20 protein-coding genes are annotated in these 18,264 nt (G+C 61.8%); 10 read left to right on the forward strand and 10 right to left on the reverse strand.

The genetic code is table 11. The features are described from left to right. Window position 1 precedes the first annotated feature (1 nt). Together QN222_RS11735 and QN222_RS11740 are read right to left on the reverse strand one after the other, a co-directional pair. Complete coding sequence (locus tag QN222_RS11735) at window positions 2-892, reverse strand: DMT family transporter (protein WP_283963862.1); 891 nt, start codon at window positions 890-892, stop codon at window positions 2-4. A 209-nt stretch (window positions 893-1,101) separates the two neighbouring features. Further along, window positions 1,102-1,878, reverse strand: coding sequence for a DUF3108 domain-containing protein (locus QN222_RS11740; protein WP_283963863.1), 777 nt, complete (start codon window positions 1,876-1,878; stop codon window positions 1,102-1,104). On the opposite strand from QN222_RS11740, the gene QN222_RS11745 reads away from it, so the two are divergent. The 3 genes from QN222_RS11745 (at window position 1,832) to QN222_RS11755 (ending at window position 3,316) form a co-directional block, all read left to right on the forward strand. Then, window positions 1,832-2,125 carry a hypothetical protein gene (locus QN222_RS11745; protein WP_283963873.1) on the forward strand — a complete coding sequence of 98 codons (294 nt, stop codon included), beginning with the start codon at window positions 1,832-1,834 and terminating at the stop codon, window positions 2,123-2,125. The two genes, QN222_RS11740 and QN222_RS11745, sit on opposite strands and share 47 nt — an antisense overlap. A 119-nt stretch (window positions 2,126-2,244) precedes the next feature. Then, window positions 2,245-2,535, forward strand: coding sequence for a 50S ribosomal protein L28 (gene rpmB, locus QN222_RS11750; RefSeq protein ID WP_136508834.1), 291 nt, complete (start codon window positions 2,245-2,247; stop codon window positions 2,533-2,535). A 139-nt stretch (window positions 2,536-2,674) separates the two neighbouring features. Next, entirely contained in the window at window positions 2,675-3,316 is a 642-nt protein-coding gene (locus QN222_RS11755; protein WP_283963864.1) for a VUT family protein, read from the forward strand. Window positions 3,317-3,409: 93 nt separating this feature from the next. On the opposite strand, the gene QN222_RS11760 is transcribed toward QN222_RS11755, so the two are convergent. The 4 genes from QN222_RS11760 to QN222_RS11775 form a co-directional block, all read right to left on the reverse strand. Next, a complete protein-coding gene (locus tag QN222_RS11760) occupies window positions 3,410-4,405 on the reverse strand; it encodes an esterase-like activity of phytase family protein (RefSeq protein ID WP_283963865.1) in 996 nt (331 codons plus the stop codon). A 199-nt stretch (window positions 4,406-4,604) separates the two neighbouring features. After that, window positions 4,605-6,500, reverse strand: a complete 1,896-nt coding sequence (cobT, locus tag QN222_RS11765; protein WP_283963866.1) for a cobaltochelatase subunit CobT — start codon at window positions 6,498-6,500, stop codon at window positions 4,605-4,607. Between the two features lie 180 nt (window positions 6,501-6,680). Further along, on the reverse strand, window positions 6,681-7,676 hold the full coding sequence (cobS, locus tag QN222_RS11770) for a cobaltochelatase subunit CobS (RefSeq protein WP_283963867.1): 996 nt from the start codon (window positions 7,674-7,676) through the stop codon (window positions 6,681-6,683). A gap of 76 nt (window positions 7,677-7,752) precedes the next feature. Beyond that, window positions 7,753-8,388: a J domain-containing protein gene (locus QN222_RS11775; protein WP_180938957.1), complete on the reverse strand. Its 636-nt coding sequence runs from the start codon at window positions 8,386-8,388 to the stop codon at window positions 7,753-7,755. Window positions 8,389-8,557: 169 nt separating this feature from the next. On the opposite strand from QN222_RS11775, the gene QN222_RS11780 reads away from it, so the two are divergent. Further along, complete coding sequence (locus QN222_RS11780) at window positions 8,558-8,839, forward strand: BolA family transcriptional regulator (protein WP_180938958.1); 282 nt, start codon at window positions 8,558-8,560, stop codon at window positions 8,837-8,839. Window positions 8,840-8,875: 36 nt separating this feature from the next. On the opposite strand, the gene QN222_RS11785 is transcribed toward QN222_RS11780, so the two are convergent. The 3 genes from QN222_RS11785 to QN222_RS11795 are packed head-to-tail and all read right to left on the reverse strand — an operon-like array spanning window position 8,876 to window position 11,896. Further along, complete coding sequence (locus QN222_RS11785; RefSeq protein WP_283963868.1) at window positions 8,876-10,183, reverse strand: HlyC/CorC family transporter; 1,308 nt, start codon at window positions 10,181-10,183, stop codon at window positions 8,876-8,878. Then, on the reverse strand, window positions 10,180-11,313 hold the full coding sequence (gene aroB, locus QN222_RS11790) for a 3-dehydroquinate synthase (protein ID WP_283963869.1): 1,134 nt from the start codon (window positions 11,311-11,313) through the stop codon (window positions 10,180-10,182). Before aroB ends, QN222_RS11785 begins: the two co-directional genes overlap by 4 nt. Continuing rightward, window positions 11,306-11,896 carry a shikimate kinase gene (locus QN222_RS11795; protein WP_180938961.1) on the reverse strand — a complete coding sequence of 197 codons (591 nt, stop codon included), beginning with the start codon at window positions 11,894-11,896 and terminating at the stop codon, window positions 11,306-11,308. The genes aroB and QN222_RS11795 overlap by 8 nt, the downstream gene beginning before the upstream one ends. A 217-nt stretch (window positions 11,897-12,113) precedes the next feature. Here QN222_RS11795 and QN222_RS11800 point away from each other — a divergent pair, with 217 nt between their 5' ends. The 6 genes from QN222_RS11800 to QN222_RS11825 all read left to right on the forward strand — a co-directional run bounded on the left by QN222_RS11800 (window position 12,114) and on the right by QN222_RS11825 (window position 16,795). After that, window positions 12,114-12,263, forward strand: coding sequence for a hypothetical protein (locus QN222_RS11800; RefSeq protein ID WP_153441575.1), 150 nt, complete (start codon window positions 12,114-12,116; stop codon window positions 12,261-12,263). Further along, window positions 12,260-13,213, forward strand: coding sequence for a site-specific tyrosine recombinase XerD (xerD, locus tag QN222_RS11805; RefSeq protein WP_284005450.1), 954 nt, complete (start codon window positions 12,260-12,262; stop codon window positions 13,211-13,213). The genes QN222_RS11800 and xerD overlap by 4 nt, the downstream gene beginning before the upstream one ends. Window positions 13,214-13,276: 63 nt before the next feature. Next, window positions 13,277-14,230: an acetyl-CoA carboxylase carboxyltransferase subunit alpha gene (locus tag QN222_RS11810; RefSeq protein ID WP_283963994.1), complete on the forward strand. Its 954-nt coding sequence runs from the start codon at window positions 13,277-13,279 to the stop codon at window positions 14,228-14,230. Between the two features lie 213 nt (window positions 14,231-14,443). After that, entirely contained in the window at window positions 14,444-15,880 is a 1,437-nt protein-coding gene (locus QN222_RS11815; RefSeq protein WP_283963993.1) for a L,D-transpeptidase family protein, read from the forward strand. After that, window positions 15,880-16,116: a sulfurtransferase TusA family protein gene (locus tag QN222_RS11820; RefSeq protein ID WP_283963992.1), complete on the forward strand. Its 237-nt coding sequence runs from the start codon at window positions 15,880-15,882 to the stop codon at window positions 16,114-16,116. Before QN222_RS11815 ends, QN222_RS11820 begins: the two co-directional genes overlap by 1 nt. Window positions 16,117-16,312: 196 nt before the next feature. Then, window positions 16,313-16,795: an isoprenylcysteine carboxylmethyltransferase family protein gene (locus QN222_RS11825; protein ID WP_283963991.1), complete on the forward strand. Its 483-nt coding sequence runs from the start codon at window positions 16,313-16,315 to the stop codon at window positions 16,793-16,795. A gap of 192 nt (window positions 16,796-16,987) precedes the next feature. On the opposite strand, the gene QN222_RS11830 is transcribed toward QN222_RS11825, so the two are convergent. After that, window positions 16,988-18,139, reverse strand: coding sequence for a GTP-binding protein (locus tag QN222_RS11830; protein ID WP_283963990.1), 1,152 nt, complete (start codon window positions 18,137-18,139; stop codon window positions 16,988-16,990). Between the last annotated feature and the right edge of the window lie 125 nt (window positions 18,140-18,264).

The following is an 18,264-nucleotide window of genomic DNA, read 5'->3' on the forward strand; positions in this document are numbered from 1 at the left end:
TCTACTCCGCTGGCTGCGGGGCAGCGGCCCTCTTGCGAACAATCATGTCCTTTGCCGCCAGCACGGCACCGCCGGTGACGAGCAGGCAGGCCGCGGCAATACGCCAGGAGGGCTCCGCAAAACCGAACAGGACGAGGATCAGCGTCGAGAATACCGGTGCGGCATAGCTTTTCACGCCGAGAAGCTGAATGTCTCCGTTCTTCACACCGAAGTCCCAGGCATAGAAAGCCGCGCCGACAGGGAGGAGGCCGAGTCCGGCGACCGCGAGCCACTCGAAAGCGGTTTGCGGCCAGATCGTCGTCTCGAGGCCGAGGTGGCAGAGGAAGGAGAGGATGGACGTCGCCAGACAGAAACCCGTGACGACATCGGTCGAAACCGCGTCGAAGCGGCGCGTCAGCAGCGAATAGCCCGACCAGGTGAAGGCACAGAGGAATGCCGCGCCGTAACCGAGCAGATAGGCCTCTTCGAAGGCGATGCCGTTGCGGGCGACGATCAGGATCGTGCCGCCAAGTCCCGCGAGCGCGCCGGCGATGTGATACCAGCGAAGCCTTTCTCCTGGCAGCAGCGCCGAGCCAACCACGATCAGCAGCGGCCAGAGATAGGCGATCAGGCCTGCCTCGACCGCCGGGGCGTTGCGAAGCGCGGTGAAATAGAGAAAGTGGTAGCCGAAAAGCCCGGCAATGCCGGTGATCCAGACCTTGGCCGGCTGCTTCATGAGCTTGAATCGCTCTGGCTTCAGGGCAAGCACGACGATGCCCGGCAGGCTACCGATGAGGAAGCAGATCGCCGACAGCTGGAACGGCGGCATTTTACCCGACGCCGCGGTAAAGAGCGCCAGCAGCGACCACATCAGGATCGCGGAAAAACCGATCAGCGTTGCCTTGAACTTCATTCCTGCCCCCACGCCCGGCTCACCCTCGTGAAAGCCGCGTCAAATCAATCATGCCTTGCTACTAGCATGTTTCCTTAAATCGTAACCGATTTAAGGATAAAGACATGCAGCAATTCAAAGTGCTACAGCGTCCTTTGCGCGTCTGATTAGACGCGCGGCGCTGTAGTTAGCGTCCGTTCGCAACGGACGAAAGAGAAGATCGGGATGGATTACCCGCCGAATCGCGTCGCGGAAACGGTCACGGGACCGAGCTTGGTCGGAATGCGAACATAGACCGGGGCATAGACGTCGACGGCCTCGGCTCTTGCAAACCAGATCTCCATCGTCTCCAGCCGGCGCAGATATTCGACGTCCTCGCGGCCCTTCCTGTATCCTGCCTTCGGCACGAACCGGACACCGCAGACAATGACTTCGCCGTTGAATCCTCTGGTCTTGAAGCTTCGCGTTCCCTTCGGTGAGAGCCTGATGTCGAGCCGCGATTCGCCATCGAAGATCGGCAGTGTGTTGGGGCAAACCCTGCTCTTGCCCGGAATGATCAGCCCCGAGAGCGGGTCCAGCACGTTGCGCATGTCGCGGCTCGTCACTGGCACCCAGTTCTTAGGAAGCGGGGTGCGTTTCGGGGTCATGCTCGCACGCACGACATTGCCATTGCGGAAGGTCACGCTGATTGCGCGCGACTTTCTGCCACTGCGATAGGACATCGAATATTGCGAGGCGCGCAGATGATCGTTCGCGATCACCCCGGAAACGCGCGTCTGGCCGGACGTGCGGCTGATGATGTCGATGAGTCCCGCGGAGTTCAGCGTGCCGGAAATCGTGTAGCGATTCTTTACAAGTTCGGTGTGGAAAGTGGCGCGTGCCAACGGCAGGCCGGCAAGCGCAATACTGTAATCCGTCTGATGCTCAATATCCGCAGCCAAGCATGCTGTGGAAAACGTCATGGCAGCCAGCAATGCTGTTGCCCGGAAGCCATTGCGCCTTTTCATGCCCGAGAGCCCTGTCGTTCCTAGCCGTTGCAATCCTCTGGGATGCAAGCGGTTTGCGGCTTTTTTTGCGCCAATTGCTCAAAATCCGGCCGCCGCAATGAAGAACGAGCGGCACCTTTTCGTTGCATGGCGTTTCAAGAGAAATAGCGCAGTGAATATCGGCTTGGAATGGGTATCGGCGGAGATTATTGTAGCGGCGGCAGCGATCACGTTGCGGTTTTTCGAGAATGCGCAGGGTTTGGCTTGACTGGCAGGGCTTCTGTGACTATAGAACCGCGACTTTCCAATAATGGCCAACAGGAACGCGGCCTGGGCTCTGGGCCCGCTACCGCATTGTCCGGCGGCGATAAAGAGAATAGGTGTACCATGTCCCGTAGTTGCGAATTGACCGGCAAGGGCGTCCAGTCGGGCCACAATGTCAGCCACGCCAACAACAAGACCAAGCGCAAGTTCCTCCCGAACCTGTGCAACGTCACGCTGATTTCCGATGCTCTCGGCCAGCGCTTCCGCCTGCGCGTTTCCGCAGCCGCTCTCCGTTCGGTCGAACACCGCGGCGGGCTCGATGCTTTCCTGCTGAAGGCTGACGAGAACGAGCTGAGCATGCGCGCTCGCCTGCTGCGCCGCCAGATCGTTAAGAAGACCGCTGAAGCAGCCTGATCGGCGCCAGCTCTTCCGACAAGACTTCAAGGCTTGCGGGCTTCGTCCGGCAAGCCTTTTTCTCGTGTCGTACCCTACTCATCCGCCGGGCAAGCACCGGTCATCTTCTCCAACTGGTGGCATCACCCAGGATAAAAAAATGCTGATCAACCGCACGTTCCCTATCTATGTCGCACTCATGACCCTCGTGGTCGTGGCGTCGAATTTCCTCGTCCAATACCCGCTTCCGGGCTCCATTGCCGGCATGAACCTCGGCGACCTGTGGACCTGGGGCGCCTTCAGCTATCCCTTCGCCTTCCTGGTCACCGACCTTACCAACCGCCATTTTGGCCCGCGGATCGCGCGGCGCGTGGTGGTCGCCGGTTTTGTCGTCGGCGTCACTTTCTCGATCTACTTCGCGACACCGCGCATCGCGATCGCCTCCGGCTCGGCATTCCTCTTCGGCCAGCTCCTCGACATTTCCGTGTTCAACCGGCTACGCAGGCAGACTTGGTGGCGTGCACCGCTCGCCGGCTCGCTCATCGGCTCGGCGCTGGACACCGCGATGTTCTTCTCCTTCGCCTTCGCCCCGTTCTTTGCGTTCTTCGGACCGAACGACAGCTTTGCGCTGGAGACCGCTCCCCTGCTCGGGGTGCTTGCCGCAGGCGCGCCGCGCTGGATTTCCTGGGGGCTCGGCGATCTTCTGGTGAAGATCCTCTGCGGCATCGTGCTGCTCTTGCCTTATGGAGCGCTGATGAGCGTCATCAAGCCAATGCCGGCGGCCAACGCCACCACCGCATAAGGCAAGCAAGAAACGGAAACGACGTTGACGGGGTCGCGATGCGGCCCCGTTTCGCTTGCGACGTCCCGCGTTGCAACGGAGAGCTGAGTTTACTCAATCTAGAACCAGCCGGAATTCGAGCATCAGATTGCGTTCGAGAATCGAATGATTGTCATCAGAAACGACGATCACGCGAATCTCGCCGTCGGGCCGAACGACAACATCCAGCCCCTCCATATTGTCGATCTGATAGCTCATGTCGGCCTTAAGCAACACCTCGCCGTCGACGACGGCGCCCGGACGGATGTCGCCACCGGCGATCCTGCGAATGCGCATGCCGAGGCCGGAGGCGAGATTGAACCGGCGCTCCAGGAGAAGCAGGTCGCCGTTCGGCAGGAAGGCACCGTCGGTAACCGCATAAGGATCTTCGCGAACGACCGAGAAGGCACCCTTCATCGGCCCCTCGAGAATGCCCGCCAGAAGGTTGTCCGCCTTGTCGACGCTGCGTTCCGCCACGACGACGGCGGCACCGTGCAGTGGACCGTTCTTCGGCGCGATCGCGATCGTTTCAAGGCCGCCGTTGATGCGCAATTCTCCGATGGGAAACGGCAGGGCCATATGTCCGACGGGTCTTGATCGCCCGAAACCTGGATCGGGATAGACCTCGATACGGGCCAGTTGCTCGAAACTGACGATCGCCTCTCCTTCGCGCAGCGCCAACCCTTCCGAGTCCACCCTCCATTTTTCAAGCTCGACACCTCCGTCCCCATCGATCATCGATGTCACGGTCAGGTCGCTCAACCCCTGAAGCCTGCCTCTATCGTCGCGCAGGACGGCTCCCTCGACCCAATGGCCGGTGTCCATCACAGCGACGAAGGAATCGCTGCCTGGCCGGAATCGGATCGCCGAAATCGCGCCGAGCAGCGGGTTGCGCGACGTAATTTCGATGCCACCGATGAATTCAAGCCCGCCGAACACCCTCTCGTTCGAACCGGCTTTGAATTGCCTTATCTGCCGGGCCTGAACCGGCACGATCTCAGTCGTCGGCTCCGGCTGCGCGATAGCCGGCGATGCCAGAAGGGAGAGGAGGACAAGAATTTGGCGGAGCATCTAAGAGGTACCTTCGGAGGGCAATGCGAGGGCGACAAGTCAAGACGGCACTGCAACCATCAAACTGCGCTTTGAAACCTTCGCAGGCAGAAACCACTTTGAATTTGCGCAAATCCGAACAGAAGCCCGTTGAATCGGACCAGATCAACGCAAAAATCATCGACGCCTGCAGTTCCGGTCATATGGACCGGCGACCGCCTTAGCCCGCGCGGCGCATCCGCGCCGGGCGGCGATGCAGGCTTTCGTCCTCGAAGAGCGCTGCGAGCTGCTCCGTCATCGCACCCGCCAGTTCGTCCGCGTCGACGATCGTCACCGCACGACGATAATAGCGCGTCACGTCATGGCCGATGCCGATCGCCAGAAGCTCGACCGGCGAACGGGTTTCGATCTGCTCGATGACGGCACGCAGGTGGCGTTCGAGATAGTTTCCGGGGTTCACCGACAAGGTGGAATCGTCGACCGGCGCGCCATCCGAAATCATCATCAGGATGCGCCGTTGCTCCTGCCGCGCCAGCAGCCGGTCGTGCGCCCACATCAGCGCCTCACCGTCGATGTTCTCTTTCAGCAGGCCTTCGCGCATCATCAGCCCGAGATTGCGGCGCGCCCGACGCCAGGGCGCATCGGCGGATTTATAGACGATGTGCCTCAGATCATTGAGACGCCCCGGCGCCTGTGGCTTGCCACCTGCCAACCACTTCTCGCGTGACTGCCCACCCTTCCACGCCTTTGTGGTAAAGCCGAGGATCTCCACCTTGACGCCGCAACGTTCCAGCGTGCGGGCGAGAATGTCGGCGCAGGTCGCCGCGACCGTGATCGGCCGGCCGCGCATCGAGCCGGAATTGTCGATCAGCAGCGTCACCACGGTATCACGGAAGTTGGTGTCCTTCTCGCGCTTGAAGGAAAGCGGCTGCATCGGGTCGATGATGATGCGTTGCAGTCGGGCCGTGTCGAGATAGCCTTCCTCGAGGTCGAACTCCCAGGAGCGGTTCTGCTGCGCCATCAGCCGACGCTGCAGCCGGTTGGCGAGGCGGCCGACCGCTCCCTGCAGGTGGGCGAGCTGCTTGTCGAGGAACGCACGGAGGCGATCGAGCTCCGCCTCGTCGCAAAGCTCCTCGGCGGTAATCGTCTCGTCGAACTCCCGCGTGTAGACGGTGTAGTCGACCTTCTCGTTGAAGTCCGCGAAGGGATGGTTCGGTCGCTTGACCTCGCCGGGCGTCTCGCTCTCCTCTTCGCCCTCGTCCTGAAGGTCGTCGTCGGAAATCTCGGCGCCGTCCATCTCGCCTTCTTCCATCTGCTCCTCGGCAGACTGGTTCTCATCGGCGGGCGCTGCGTCGGAGCCTTCTTCCTCGTCGCTGGCGTTCTCGTCCTGCTCCTGGCTGCGCGGTTGGTCCTCGTCGGTCTCGCTTTCCTGCTCGTCCGGTTCGATATCGTCCTCGCCGTATTTCTCGGCGACATCCATTGACGATAGCATGTCGCGCACGACGCGGGCGAAGGCCTGTTGGTCGTTGATCGTGGCCGACAGGTTGCGCATATCCGCGGCAGCCTTGCTCTCGATAAAATCGCGCCAGAGGTCGAGCACCTTGCCGGCCGACGCCGGTGGCTTCTCGCCGGTCAGCTTCTCGCGCACGAGAAGCGCTACAGCCTCTTCGAGCGGTGCATCCGACTGGTTTTCGATCGCCGCAAAATTGGCCTTGGCATATTTCTCGTCGAGCATCGAGGAGAGGTTGTCTGCCACACCCGCCATCCGGAGCGCACCGATCGCCTCGACGCGCGCCTGCTCGACGGCATCGAAGATCGCCCGCGCATCCGCTCCCTGCGGCGACATCGTCGCGTGAATGCGGGCGTCATGGCACGCCTTGCGCAGCGCCATGGAGTCGCCCAGACCTCGCGCCACGGCAAGCTCCTGCTGACTCGGGCGCTTGGAGAGTTCCGGCAGCCGGATGCGCTCACCGGCCATCCCGGGGCGCTCGTTTGCGAAGGTGACCTCGATCTCGGCATCGCCGGCAATCGACCGGATACAGCCGGAGAGCGCCCGCTTGAACGGTTCAGCGGCGTTTTCCCTCGTGTTCGGTTTCGCCTTGGAGTTCGAGCTCACGACAAATCCTTTTCAGCCAGATACGGTGACATCCGGGCCCCTACAGCGCCGCGTGTCTTGCCAGACGCGCAACGGACGCTGTAGCACTTTAAATTGCTGCATGTCTTTGTCCTTAAATCGATGTCGATTTGAGGAGACATGCAGTGGTCCGCTTGACTGTGAAGCCGGCGGCAGAAAGCCTTAGGCGGTGGCTTCCAGCACGATGTTGGCGGCGCTTTCCTTGAGCTCGACGCCGAAGGCCCGCTGGTAGTGCTCGGCGACCAGCGCCCGCTCCAGTTCGTCGCACTTGTTGAGGAACGTCACGCGGAACGCGAAGGCGATATCGCCGAAGATATAAGCATTCTCCGCCCAGGTGATGACCGTACGCGGGCTCATGACCGTCGAAAGGTCGCCATTGATGAACGCCGCACGCGTCAGGTCCGCGACGCGAACCATCTTCGACACCGTCTCGCGGCCCTTGTCGGCGGTAAAGCCCTTGACCTTGGCGGCGACGATATCGACTTCCTTGTCGTGCGGCAGGTAGTTGAGCGTGGTGACGATCGACCAGCGGTCCATCTGTGCCTGATTGATCTGCTGCGTGCCGTGATAGAGGCCGGTCGTGTCGCCGAGGCCGACCGTATTCGCGGTTGCAAACAGGCGGAAGGCCGGGTGCGGGCGAATGACGCGGCTCTGGTCGAGCAGGGTCAGGCGACCGGAGGATTCAAGCACGCGCTGGATGACGAACATGACGTCGGGGCGGCCGGCGTCGTATTCGTCGAAGACGAGCGCGACATTGTGCTGGTAGGCCCAGGGCAGAATGCCGTCCTTGAACTCAGTGACCTGCAGCCCGTCCTTGACGACGATCGCATCCTTGCCGACGAGGTCGATACGGCTGACATGGCTGTCGAGGTTGACGCGCACGCAGGGCCAGTTGAGCCTTGCGGCAACCTGCTCGATATGGGTGGACTTTCCGGTCCCGTGATACCCGGAAACCATGACGCGGCGGTTGTGGGCGAATCCTGCGAGAATGGCGAGAGTTGTTTCGCGATCGAAAAGATAGTCGGGATCGAGATCGGGCACATAGGCGTCGCCCTTCGAATAGGCAGGAACGCGCAAATCCGTATCAATACCGAAAACCTCCCGGACCGAGATCGTCGTGTCGGGGAGGTTGGAAATGTCGAGGTCAATCTTGCTCATCATGTCTCCAGAGCGGCCGCCGGTCGGCACCCGCGCATTCGCCTGCGAAAAGTGCTTTCTGTCATAATCCGCGTTGTTAGCAGAAACCAGCCTGTTTTAACAATTGATAGGCTTGAATAACCGCGCGAAAACGGTCTTCAGATCCCCTGTCTCCGCCATTTGCATCAGGGTGATGCTTCTTGACGAGCTCCTTGTAGGCGGCCTTGATATCGGCAGCCGTTGCCGAGGCCGCAAGACCAAGCGTTTCGAAGGCCTTGGCTTCGAGTGTTTTCAGCTTGCGCAGGCGCGGCTCATGCCGAGCCGACCGGGCGCGCGCCTCGTTGAAGAAGCCGAACGGATCGCGCATGCGGGCCTGTGCCCCGGCCGTGCCGGAACGCATCTGCGACTGGCTCGGCCCGTTGCGGGCGTTCTTGTTGACGCCGACGGTCCAGGTCGGGCGGTGACCGGTCACCGCTTCCTTCTGGTAGCGCGCGATCTCGGTATCGGAGAGGCCGGAGAAGTAATTATAGCCCTTGTTGTATTCCTTCACATGTTCGAAGCAGAACATGAAATATTCGCCCTCGGCATTGCGGCCGACCGGGGCCCGATGCATCGCCTTCTTGTCGCAACCGTCCCACTGGCACATGGGCGCAGACGGCTCTGCGCGCGGCTCGACCTTGCGGCGCGTACGGATGCGATCGAAGTATTTTGAATCGAGTTTCATAGCCGACATTATGGGGTTTGAAGGGCCCCACAACAAGAATTGACAAAGACGAATGTTGCTGGCTTTGTGCGAGCATTTTGCGCCGCCAAGGCTCATGCGGACGGCCTAGGGCTCATGCGGATGGCACTGCGCCTCGCAGCAAGCAGGGAAGCAGCAAGCAGGGAAATAGGACGGAAGAATGTCGCTGCAAAGCCGGATCGAACAGAAACTCCTCGAAGCTTTCCAACCGGAGCGCCTTGCGGTGATCAACGAAAGCCATCTGCATGCCGGTCACCAGCCGGGTTTCGACGGCGAAGGCGAGACGCATTTCAGAATCAGGATTGTTTCCAGCGCATTTTCAGGCATGAGTCGAGTGGCGCGCCACCGCGCGATCAACGACCTCCTGAAGCCGGAACTCGATCAAGGTCTGCATGCGCTCGCCGTCGAACCGGCCGCACCGGGAGAGCCGACGAGCTGGTGAGCCGCGTCACGCTTTCTGCTCCCTTGACCCTTTGAACTAGGCGATCGACGTCCCATCCTCGGCCGGGCGGATGCGCAGCTTGGTGATCCGGTTCCTGACCCGCTTCATGACGATGAAGCGCTTGCCGTAGAAGGTGAAAGCCTGCCGCTCTTCCGGGATACTCTTCGATTCATGGATGACGAGGCCGGCGACGGTGGTTGCCTCCTCGTCCGGCAGCGACCAGTCCAGCGCCCGGTTGAGGTCGCGGATCGGCACCGAGCCGTCGACGACGATCGACCCGTCGGCCTCCTGCCGCACGCCCTGGATGTCGATATCGTGCTCGTCGGCGATATCGCCGACGATCTCCTCAAGGATATCCTCGAGCGTCACGAGACCCTGGACCTGGCCGTATTCGTCGACGACGATCGCGAGGTGCAGCTTGCGCCGCAGAAACGCATTGAGCTGGTCCCCGAGGTTGGTCGTATCCGGGACGAACCATGGCTTCTGCGCGATCTTGACGACGTCGAGGCTCGCGGGCTCGACATCGGGTTCCGCAAGCGCGCGCAGGAGATCCTTGGAATGGATGACCCCGATGATATTGTCGGTCGATCCGCGCCAGAGCGGCAGGCGCGTGAACGGAGCTTCGAGGATCTCCCGAACGCAGAGCTCCGGCGGCTCATCCGCATTGATCGCGCGCATGGCGGTGCGGTGGATCATGATATCGGAGACCTCGAGTTCGCCGAGGTCGAGCACGCCGCCGAGCCGGTCGAGGTCCGCCTTGATCACGGATCCCTCCCGGTGGAGCAGGTCGACGGCACCGCGCAGCTCTTCCTGTGCCGACAGCATCGGCTTGTCGGACGAAAGGTTGACGCCGAAGAGGGTCAAAAGGCGCCGGACGAAGGCATTGATGAGTGCCGACACCGGACCGGCGACCGCCATGAAGGGCCTTACCAGGGGTGCCACGGCGAGCGCGAACCGGTCCGGGAAGGCAATCGCCCAACTCTTCGGCAGCACTTCGGCAAAGACGACGAGCAGCACGGTCATGCCGAGCGTGGCGATTGCTACGGCGAAATCGCCGACGAGGCCGATCAGGAGGCTCGTGGCCAGGGATGTGGCGAGAATGGTGACGAGGTTGTTGCCGAGAAGCAGCGTTCCAACGAGGCGGTCACGCCGCTCGATCAGCCGGCTGACGACGCCCGCCCGGCGATCGCCGTTGCTCTCGAGCGTGTGCATGCGCGCCCGGGAGGCCGCGGTCAAGGCGGCCTCCGATCCGGAGAAGAAGGCCGAAAGCAACAAGAGGCAAATAACCGAAACGAGAGACAGCCAGTGTTCCGCCAGAAAGGCCAGAAACGCGTCACCGGTCATTGGGGGTGCTTCTCCTTGAGGAAGCTCAGCACTTCCGAGAACGGAACATCGTCGGCAACGAAGGACTGACCGATACCTCTGGTGAGGATGAAGGTAAGTTTGCCGCCCTTCACCTTCTTGTCCTGGGCGATCGCGTCCATCAATCGCTCGGCCGGCGGCAGGCTGCCGGGTATGTCGGCCATCCGCGTCGGCAGGCCGACGGCTTTGAGATGAGTTTCCACGCGGCGCGCGTCGTCGGGGCTCGCGAGGTTCATGCGGGCCGAGAACTCGTGTGCCAGCACCATGCCGATCGCGACGCCCTCGCCGTGCACCAGGCGGGCGCTGTCATATTCCGTCGCCGCCTCCAGAGCGTGGCCGAAGGTGTGTCCGAGGTTGAGAAGCGCGCGCAAGCCGTTCTCGCGTTCGTCCGCAGCCACGACGTCGGCCTTCGCCTGGCAACTGACGGCAATGGCCTCGATCCGCGCCGCCCCCCCCGCAAAGACGGCCTGCCAGTTCCGTTCGAGCCAATCGAAAAAATCCGGCTTGTCGATCAGGCCATATTTGGCGACTTCGGCATAACCCGCCCGGAATTCGCGCGGGCTTAAGGTATCGAGCACGTCGGTGTCGGCAAGCACCAGATCCGGCTGGTGAAAAACACCGATCAGGTTCTTGCCATGCGGCGAATTGATCCCGGTCTTGCCGCCGACGGATGAATCGACCTGTGCCAGCAGCGACGTTGGAATCTGGATGAAGCGCGAACCGCGGCGGACAATACCAGCGGCAAAGCCGGTGAGATCGCCGATGACACCACCGCCAAGCGCGATCACCGCGTCGTTCCGCTCGATCCTGGCGCCGAGCACGGTCTCGCAGACTGGGATGAGATGGTCGAAGCTCTTCGTCTTTTCGCCGGCGGGCAGCGCGAGCGAGACGGCCTCGATGCCGCTTTCATTGAGGCTTGCCATGAGCGGCGGAAGATAGCGGGGCGCAACGTTCTCGTCGGTGATGACCGCCATCTTCCGGCCCTTGAGGCGCGAGGCGATTTCCTTGCCCGCCGCGGCGATGAGGCCGGGGCCTATGAGAATGTCGTAGGAGCGATCTCCGAGGTCCACGCGGACCTTGCGTTCGGCGGCGGGTGTCACATGGCTATTCATGGCTTTGAGCTTTCTGGCGATCGGCGATGGCGGCGAGAACCTCCTCTACGATCATCTCCTTTTTCACATCGCGCGAAAGGACCGTCAGATCCGCCTCCGCATAGATCGGGTAACGCGCACGCATCAGGTTTTCGAGCGTCTGCTTCGGGTTCTCGGTTTTCAGAAGCGGCCGGGTATCGCGCTTGTTCACCCGCTCCCACAGCACATCGAGATCCGCATTGAGCCAGATCGTCACGCCGCCCTTCTTGATCTGTCGACGCGAGCGTTCGTTGATGTAAGCGCCGCCACCGGTCGAGACCACCCTGGGGCCGGATCTCAGCAGACGTTTCAGCACGCGGGCCTCGAGCGCACGAAATTCTTCCTCGCCATAGGCCGCGAAAAGCTCGCTGATCGTCATGCGGGAAACACGCTCGATCTCATGATCGGAATCGATGAAGGGAATGCCGAGCGCCTGCGCGGTCAGCCGACCGATTGCCGATTTTCCCGCTCCCATCAAGCCGATGAAAACGAGGTTGCGCTTACCGAGGGCGAGCTTCGCCCGTTCGGCAAGCGTCGCGGAAACCGTTTCGGTCACGTCGTTCATTGCGCTTCATTTTCCCCATTCCCCTCCGATATCGACAAATCGACGGGGAGCGTCAAGTCGTCGCGCGTGACGCGCGACGCTTCTTGAACTCGACAGCAGGGCCGTTCATATAGTTCACGCATCCGCTGCAGACGCATGGAAGGCCGCTGCAGGACTTTGAAGAACGACTGCATGATCTTAACCGACTTCGAGTAGGAATCATGCAGAGGAGACCGAAATGCCGACCCTTTTCCGCTTCCTGTTCTTCTTGGCCGTCTTCGCCGCCATCGTCTATGGCACGATGGTCGCGCTCGTGACTTTCGTCGAGCCGGTCGAACGGGATGTCACGGTGCGCATTCCATCGGAACGGGTCAACAAGCCGCAATGAACGACCGATCAGCCGCCTATGTCGAGTCCTTTCTGGAAATGATGAGCGCCGAGCGCGGCGCGGCGACCAATACGCTGCAATCCTATGAACACGATCTGGAAGACGCGCTCTCCTTCCTGCGGACCCGTGGCACACGGCTCGCCGATGCCTCGGCCGACGACCTGAGAAGTTACCTTTCCCATCTCGCCGGCGAGGGCTTCAAATCCTCTTCACAGGCGCGCCGCCTGTCCGCGTTGCGGCAATTCTACAAGTTTCTTTACGCCGAAGGGCTTAGGGGCGACGATCCGACCGGTATCCTCGACGCGCCGAAGAAGGCACGTGCGCTGCCGAAGACGCTCAGCATCGATGACGTGACCAGGCTCATCGGCCAGGCGGAAACCGAAGCGGCCACCGGCGGTGAAGACGCATTGACGAAACTGCGCATGCACGCGTTGATCGAGCTTCTCTATGCAACGGGGATGCGTGTCAGCGAACTCGTCTCGCTGCCGGCAAGCGTGCTTTCACAGAACGGCCGCTTCCTCGTCATTCGCGGCAAGGGCAACAAGGAAAGGCTGGTACCGTTGTCGCAGGCCGCCATGCGCGCCATGCGCGCCTATGGCGATGCGCTCAGATCGAAGAATGCGGAGGCCGACCGGCCCGAGGAGAGCCCATGGCTCTTTCCTTCCTATGGGAAGACCGGCTATCTGCCGCGCCAGGTTTTCGCACGCGACCTCAAGGGCCTCGCGGCGCGCGCCGGCATAAGGGTCGCGACGATCTCGCCGCACGTGCTGCGTCATGCCTTCGCCAGCCACCTGCTCGCCAACGGCGCCGACCTGCGCGCCGTGCAGGAACTGCTCGGCCATTCGGACATTTCAACGACACAAATCTATACGCATGTGCTTGAAGAACGGCTGCATGACCTCGTGCAAAACCATCACCCCCTTGCCAAACAGGCGAAAAAACAGGATTAGGACCGCCGGGCAGGCTGGCTTCGACCGGACAGCCCTGTCGCAAATTGATCGGAAACGCATCTCATGCACAACTATCTCGACTTCGAAAAACCCATCTCTGATCTCGAAGGCAAGATTCTCGAACTGAAGAAGCTCGCCAGCGAAGATGAGAGTGTGAACACATCCGACGAGATCGCGCGGCTTGAGGTGCGTGTACGCGACGCGATGGTCGAGATCTATTCCAAGCTGTCGCCGTGGCAGAAGACGCAGGTCGCCCGCCACCCGTCACGCCCGCATTTCCTCGACTATTCCGCCGAACTCTTCACCGAATTCACGCCGCTCGCCGGCGACCGCAACTTCGGCAATGACGATGCGATCCAGGCTGGGCTCGCCCGCTTTCGCGGCACGCCTGTAGCCGTCCTCGGCCAGGAAAAAGGCAACGACACCAAGTCGCGCATCAAGCACAATTTCGGCAGCCCCCGCCCGGAAGGCTATCGCAAGGCGATCCGCGTCATGGAAATGGCCGACCGCTTCAGCCTGCCGCTGATCACGCTGGTCGACACGGCAGGCGCTTATCCTGGCGTCGGCGCCGAGGAGCGCGGCCAGGCCGAGGCGATCGCCCGCTCGACCGAAATGTGCCTCAACGTCAAGGTGCCGATCGTGACCGTGGTCATCGGTGAAGGCGGCTCAGGCGGCGCGATCGCGATCGCAACAGGCAACCGCGTCTTTATGCTGGAACACGCAATCTACAGCGTCATCTCGCCGGAGGGCGCGGCTTCGATCCTGTGGCGCGATTCGACGCGCGCCAAGGAGGCCGCTAGCAGCATGAAGATCACCGCCGAGGACCTGAAATCGCTCGGCGTCATCGACGGTATCATTCCCGAACCGGTCGGCGGTGCGCATCGCGACCCGGCGTCGGTGATCAGCCGCACCGGGACCGTTATCGCGGACGCGCTCAAGGAGCTTTCCGGCCGCAACGGTGACGAATTGCGGACCGACCGCCGGCAGAAATACCTCAACATCGGCCGAAATCTCTGAACCATTGCGATTAAAAACGCCGGCAACGGCAACCGGAAATCAAACTGTGGCCAAATCTTGGCCATATTCGTGCGGTCATGAAAGATGGCATGCGCAGGGGGATCCTGCAGGGTTAAGATTTCGTGAAGAATAATCGCTTACTGATTCGTTGAGGGCGCCCCTCGACGGGACGGCGCTCAATGACGGATTGTGTTTTTTAACGGGCCTCTGCCGATGCGTATCAGGAACCTTGTCGCCACCGCCGCTATTGCAGCCGCGCTTGCCGGCTGCACCAACGAGACGCTGGATTCGGTCAATCTCTCCTCGGTCAAGAGCAAGACCAACTATCAGGTCTCCAGCAAGATGACCGCCAAGATGCGCGAACTGGGGATGCAGAAGACGTCTCCGATCGCGCTCAGGATCTTCAAGGAGGAAGGCACGCTCGAAGTCTGGAAGGCGAACGCCGCCAACCGCTTTCAGCTCCTGAAGAGCTACAAGATCTGCGCGTGGTCCGGAAAGCTCGGTCCCAAGGTGAAGGAAGGCGACCGGCAGGCCCCGGAAGGGTTCTATCCGCTCTTCCCGCACCAGATGAATCCCAATTCCAACTATTATCTCGCGATCAACACCGGGTTTCCCAATACCTACGACAAGGCGAACGGCCATTCCGGCACGCATCTGATGATCCATGGCGCCTGCTCTTCATCGGGCTGTTACTCGATGACCGACGAGCAGATCATCGAGATCTTCGCGCTTGCGCGTGACGCCTTCAAGGGTGGGCAGCAAAGCGTGCAGCTCCAGGCCTTCCCCTTCCGCATGACGGCGGAGAACATGGCCCGCCATCGCGACAATCCGAACATCGAGTTCTGGAAGATGCTGAAGACTGGCTACGATCAGTTCGAGGTGACGAAGCGCCCGCCGGAAGTGAACGTCTGCGAGAGGAAGTACGTCTTCAACCAGCAGAGCGACGGCGCGTTCAATCCGATGGGCCAATGCCCCGCCATGTCGACGCCGCCGGCACTGCAGGTGGCGATGGCAAGCTTCGAAAAGGACTATCAGCGCGATTACGACAAGGCGCTGAAGAAGTACGACGGCATGGTCTGGTACGAGCCGACCGAAGCGGAGCGCAAGGCGATCGTCGCCGACCAGCGCAAGGGCCGCGAACTCGCCTATGCTCCCACGGGCACCTCGCTCGACGCCGGCAAGATGATGAAGGTGAGCGACCTCGAAAAGAAGCTTGCCGACGAGAAGGCGGCCGAGGAAGCCAAGCAGGCGGCGCTGGTCCAGAGGGAGGCGTTCGAGAAGGCGACCCGCGGCGGGACAAGTGTTCCGGTACCGCAGGCAAGCCCGGTCGAGCGCCCCGTTCTGCAGGCCGCCGTCCAACCGGCGCCCGCAAGGAAATCCTTCTGGAACCTGTTCTCGGCAAGCGAGCAGGACGCCCCGGCCCCCACGACGGTTCAGGCACCCGAGCAGCCGGCCGCCGTTCAGCCAGGCGCACCGCAGCCCGCGACAAACCAGCAGCCGACGGCCGCCGACCAGAAGCAGGCACCAACGCCGGCCGGAAGCAATGCACAAGTGGCCGCGGCTCCGGCGGAAAACCCGCAGGTGCCAGCCGAACAACCCGCCGCCGAGCAGCCGAAGAAGCGCCCGTTCTGGAAGATCTGGGGCAATTGATGCCGGACGAACCCAGGACCGTCTGTGATCTGAGGGGGCTGAAATGCCCCCTTCCCGTTTTGAAGACGCGCAAGCGCATGCAGACGCTCGCTCCGGGCACCCTGCTCGAAATCGAGACAACGGATCCGCTCGCGGTGATCGACATTCCGCATTTCTGCAACGAGGACGGACACCGGCTCGAGGACGCCGCGCCGACCGAGGGCGGCCATCGATTCCTCATCCGCAAGAAAGCCTGACGCGTCCAAGAAAGCGTGCAGGATTCAATCGCAGTCCCCTCATCCCGCTGCCGCGACCTTCTCCCCACAAACGGGGCGAAGGGACAAGCGGCGACCTCGGACGTCCCAGATCTTAGCCCTGTCGGCGTCCCACACCGTGGGCTCCAAGGCGGCCGGAATTCTTGCTATGATCGGCGAAATACGATGGGGCTGTACAATGAACGATGCGAGCGACAATTTCCGCGACAGTTCCGGCGCGGCGGTGCGGCCGCCGATCGTCTGGGCACTGGCGGTGGTGGCGGGGCGCGTGATCGACGCGCTCTACCCGCTTCCATTCCTGCCGGCGGCAGTGCCGGCCGGTTGGTTGGGCGCCATCGTGTTCCTCGCCGGCCTGGCACTGTTGATCTGGGCGGCGACGACCTTCCGCCGGGCGGGAACGAACATCCCCACCACCCAGCCGACGACGACGATTGTCGAAGAGGGGCCTTACCGCTTCAGCCGCAACCCGATCTATATCGGCATGTTTCTCGGCCTGATCGGCCTCGCTGTCGCCTTTGACAGCCTGTGGCTGCTCATCCTGCTGGTGCCGTTTTACTTCGTGATCCGCTACCTGGTGGTCGCCCGGGAGGAAGCCTATCTCGAAGTCAAGTTCGGCGAGGCCTATCGCGCCTACAAAAGCCGCGTCCGTCGTTGGCTGTAGGGGGCAAAGACGACGGCTTCCAACGGAGGATACGCGCCTCCTCACCGAGAAGGATCAAACCGCAGCCTGATCGAGCGCTTCTGCGCTGATTTAGGGCAATTCCAGGAAAAGTGTGTAACGGCTTTCCGTCCGGCATTGCGTAGTTTCAAAGAGTTAGATCTTTTCACTGTTTCAATGAAGCAATGAAAAGATCTAGAATCTCACGCCGGGGACCGCGAGCGGATTGTCCGTGAGAGCTTGCGCGTCCGGCCGGTCGATCCGGGGCTTGCCGGTGAAAGCATCGAAGAGGTCGCGGACGAACACTTCCTCGAGCCCCTTCGTGATCAGCACCATGCGCGTCCGCCGGTCGGCAGGATCCGGCCAGGCGGCCAGCCGCTCCGGCGGATGAAAAACGGTCTGCACGCCGTGCAGAACGACCGGCCGTTCAGGATTGTCCGCCAGGCAAACGACCGCCTTCATCCGCAGCAGCTTTTCGCCGTGGGCCGAACGTAGAAGATCGATGAACATTTCCACCGCCATCGGCTCGATCGGACGGTCGTGCACGATGCTGAACGACCGGATGTCCGAACCGTGGCGCGTGACATCGTGGTGATGGTGATCGTGATGCCCATGATGATGGTCATGCCCATGGTGATCGTGGTCATGGTCGTGGTGGTCATGGTCAGCGTGGGCCTCGTCCTGAAGCCAGCGGCCGACATCGGCGACCTTGGTCGACGCGTCATAGAGACCGCAGGCGAACAGTTCCGCATGGCCAACCTCTTCCGTATCGCCGTCGATCACCGGCGCGCGTGGATTAAGGTCCCTGAGCCGCTGCAGGAGCGCATCGCGCCCCGCGCCATTGGCGAGCTTGGTCTTGCTGACAACGAGCCGGTCGGCGACCGCGACCTGCTTCAAGGCTTCCACGTGGTTCGCGATCGTCTGCAACCCGTTGACCGCGTCCACGACGGTGACGACACCGTCGAGCCGGAAGTTCTGCGCGATGACCGGATTGCCGAGCACGGATTGCAGAACCGGCGCGGGATCGGCAAGCCCGGTCGTTTCGATGACGACGCGTCTCAGCGGCTTGATGCGGCCGGTCTGCATCCGGTCCATGAGGTCGGCGAGCGTATCGACCAGCTCGCCGCGCACCGTGCAGCAGAGGCACCCGTCGGAAAGCTCGATCACACCGTCGCTCGACGCCTCGACCAGCAGGTGGTCGATCGAGACATCGCCGAATTCGTTGATGATGACCGCGGTGTCGGCGAGGTCGGGATCCTTGAGCAAGCGATTGAGAAGCGTCGTCTTGCCCGCACCGAGAAAGCCGGTGAGGATCGATACCGGCACCACCGGCAATGGACCGTTCATGGCGGACTCCGTCTTAGATCACGCTGAGTTCGGGTCGAAATGCCCCGAAATCAACTTTGCGGCGCGGGACGCGGCCGAAGGCCGCGCATCTCTACTGCATGTTTCCTTAAATCGGAACCCGACTT

This window comes from Sinorhizobium sp. 6-70, from assembly GCF_030124375.1.
Lineage (GTDB): Bacteria > Pseudomonadota > Alphaproteobacteria > Rhizobiales > Rhizobiaceae > Sinorhizobium.

Bases quoted from the DNA above. Each gene is read 5' to 3' on its own strand.
- QN222_RS11735 (WP_283963862.1), bottom strand. From the start codon at position 892: ATGAAGTTCAAGGCAACGCTGATCGGTTTTTCCGCGATCCTGATGTGG.
- QN222_RS11745 (WP_283963873.1), top strand. From the start codon at position 1,832: ATGGCAGCCAGCAATGCTGTTGCCCGGAAGCCATTGCGCCTTTTCATG.
- QN222_RS11740 (WP_283963863.1), bottom strand. From the start codon at position 1,878: ATGAAAAGGCGCAATGGCTTCCGGGCAACAGCATTGCTGGCTGCCATG.
- rpmB (WP_136508834.1), top strand. From the start codon at position 2,245: ATGTCCCGTAGTTGCGAATTGACCGGCAAGGGCGTCCAGTCGGGCCAC.
- QN222_RS11755 (WP_283963864.1), top strand. From the start codon at position 2,675: ATGCTGATCAACCGCACGTTCCCTATCTATGTCGCACTCATGACCCTC.
- QN222_RS11760 (WP_283963865.1), bottom strand. From the start codon at position 4,405: ATGCTCCGCCAAATTCTTGTCCTCCTCTCCCTTCTGGCATCGCCGGCT.
- cobS (WP_283963867.1), bottom strand. From the start codon at position 7,676: ATGAGCAAGATTGACCTCGACATTTCCAACCTCCCCGACACGACGATC.
- QN222_RS11775 (WP_180938957.1), bottom strand. From the start codon at position 8,388: ATGTCGGCTATGAAACTCGATTCAAAATACTTCGATCGCATCCGTACG.
- QN222_RS11780 (WP_180938958.1), top strand. From the start codon at position 8,558: ATGTCGCTGCAAAGCCGGATCGAACAGAAACTCCTCGAAGCTTTCCAA.
- QN222_RS11785 (WP_283963868.1), bottom strand. From the start codon at position 10,183: ATGACCGGTGACGCGTTTCTGGCCTTTCTGGCGGAACACTGGCTGTCT.
- aroB (WP_283963869.1), bottom strand. From the start codon at position 11,313: ATGAATAGCCATGTGACACCCGCCGCCGAACGCAAGGTCCGCGTGGAC.
- QN222_RS11795 (WP_180938961.1), bottom strand. From the start codon at position 11,896: ATGAACGACGTGACCGAAACGGTTTCCGCGACGCTTGCCGAACGGGCG.
- QN222_RS11800 (WP_153441575.1), top strand. From the start codon at position 12,114: ATGCCGACCCTTTTCCGCTTCCTGTTCTTCTTGGCCGTCTTCGCCGCC.
- xerD (WP_284005450.1), top strand. From the start codon at position 12,260: ATGAACGACCGATCAGCCGCCTATGTCGAGTCCTTTCTGGAAATGATG.
- QN222_RS11810 (WP_283963994.1), top strand. From the start codon at position 13,277: ATGCACAACTATCTCGACTTCGAAAAACCCATCTCTGATCTCGAAGGC.
- QN222_RS11815 (WP_283963993.1), top strand. From the start codon at position 14,444: ATGCGTATCAGGAACCTTGTCGCCACCGCCGCTATTGCAGCCGCGCTT.
- QN222_RS11820 (WP_283963992.1), top strand. From the start codon at position 15,880: ATGCCGGACGAACCCAGGACCGTCTGTGATCTGAGGGGGCTGAAATGC.
- QN222_RS11825 (WP_283963991.1), top strand. From the start codon at position 16,313: ATGAACGATGCGAGCGACAATTTCCGCGACAGTTCCGGCGCGGCGGTG.
- QN222_RS11830 (WP_283963990.1), bottom strand. From the start codon at position 18,139: ATGAACGGTCCATTGCCGGTGGTGCCGGTATCGATCCTCACCGGCTTT.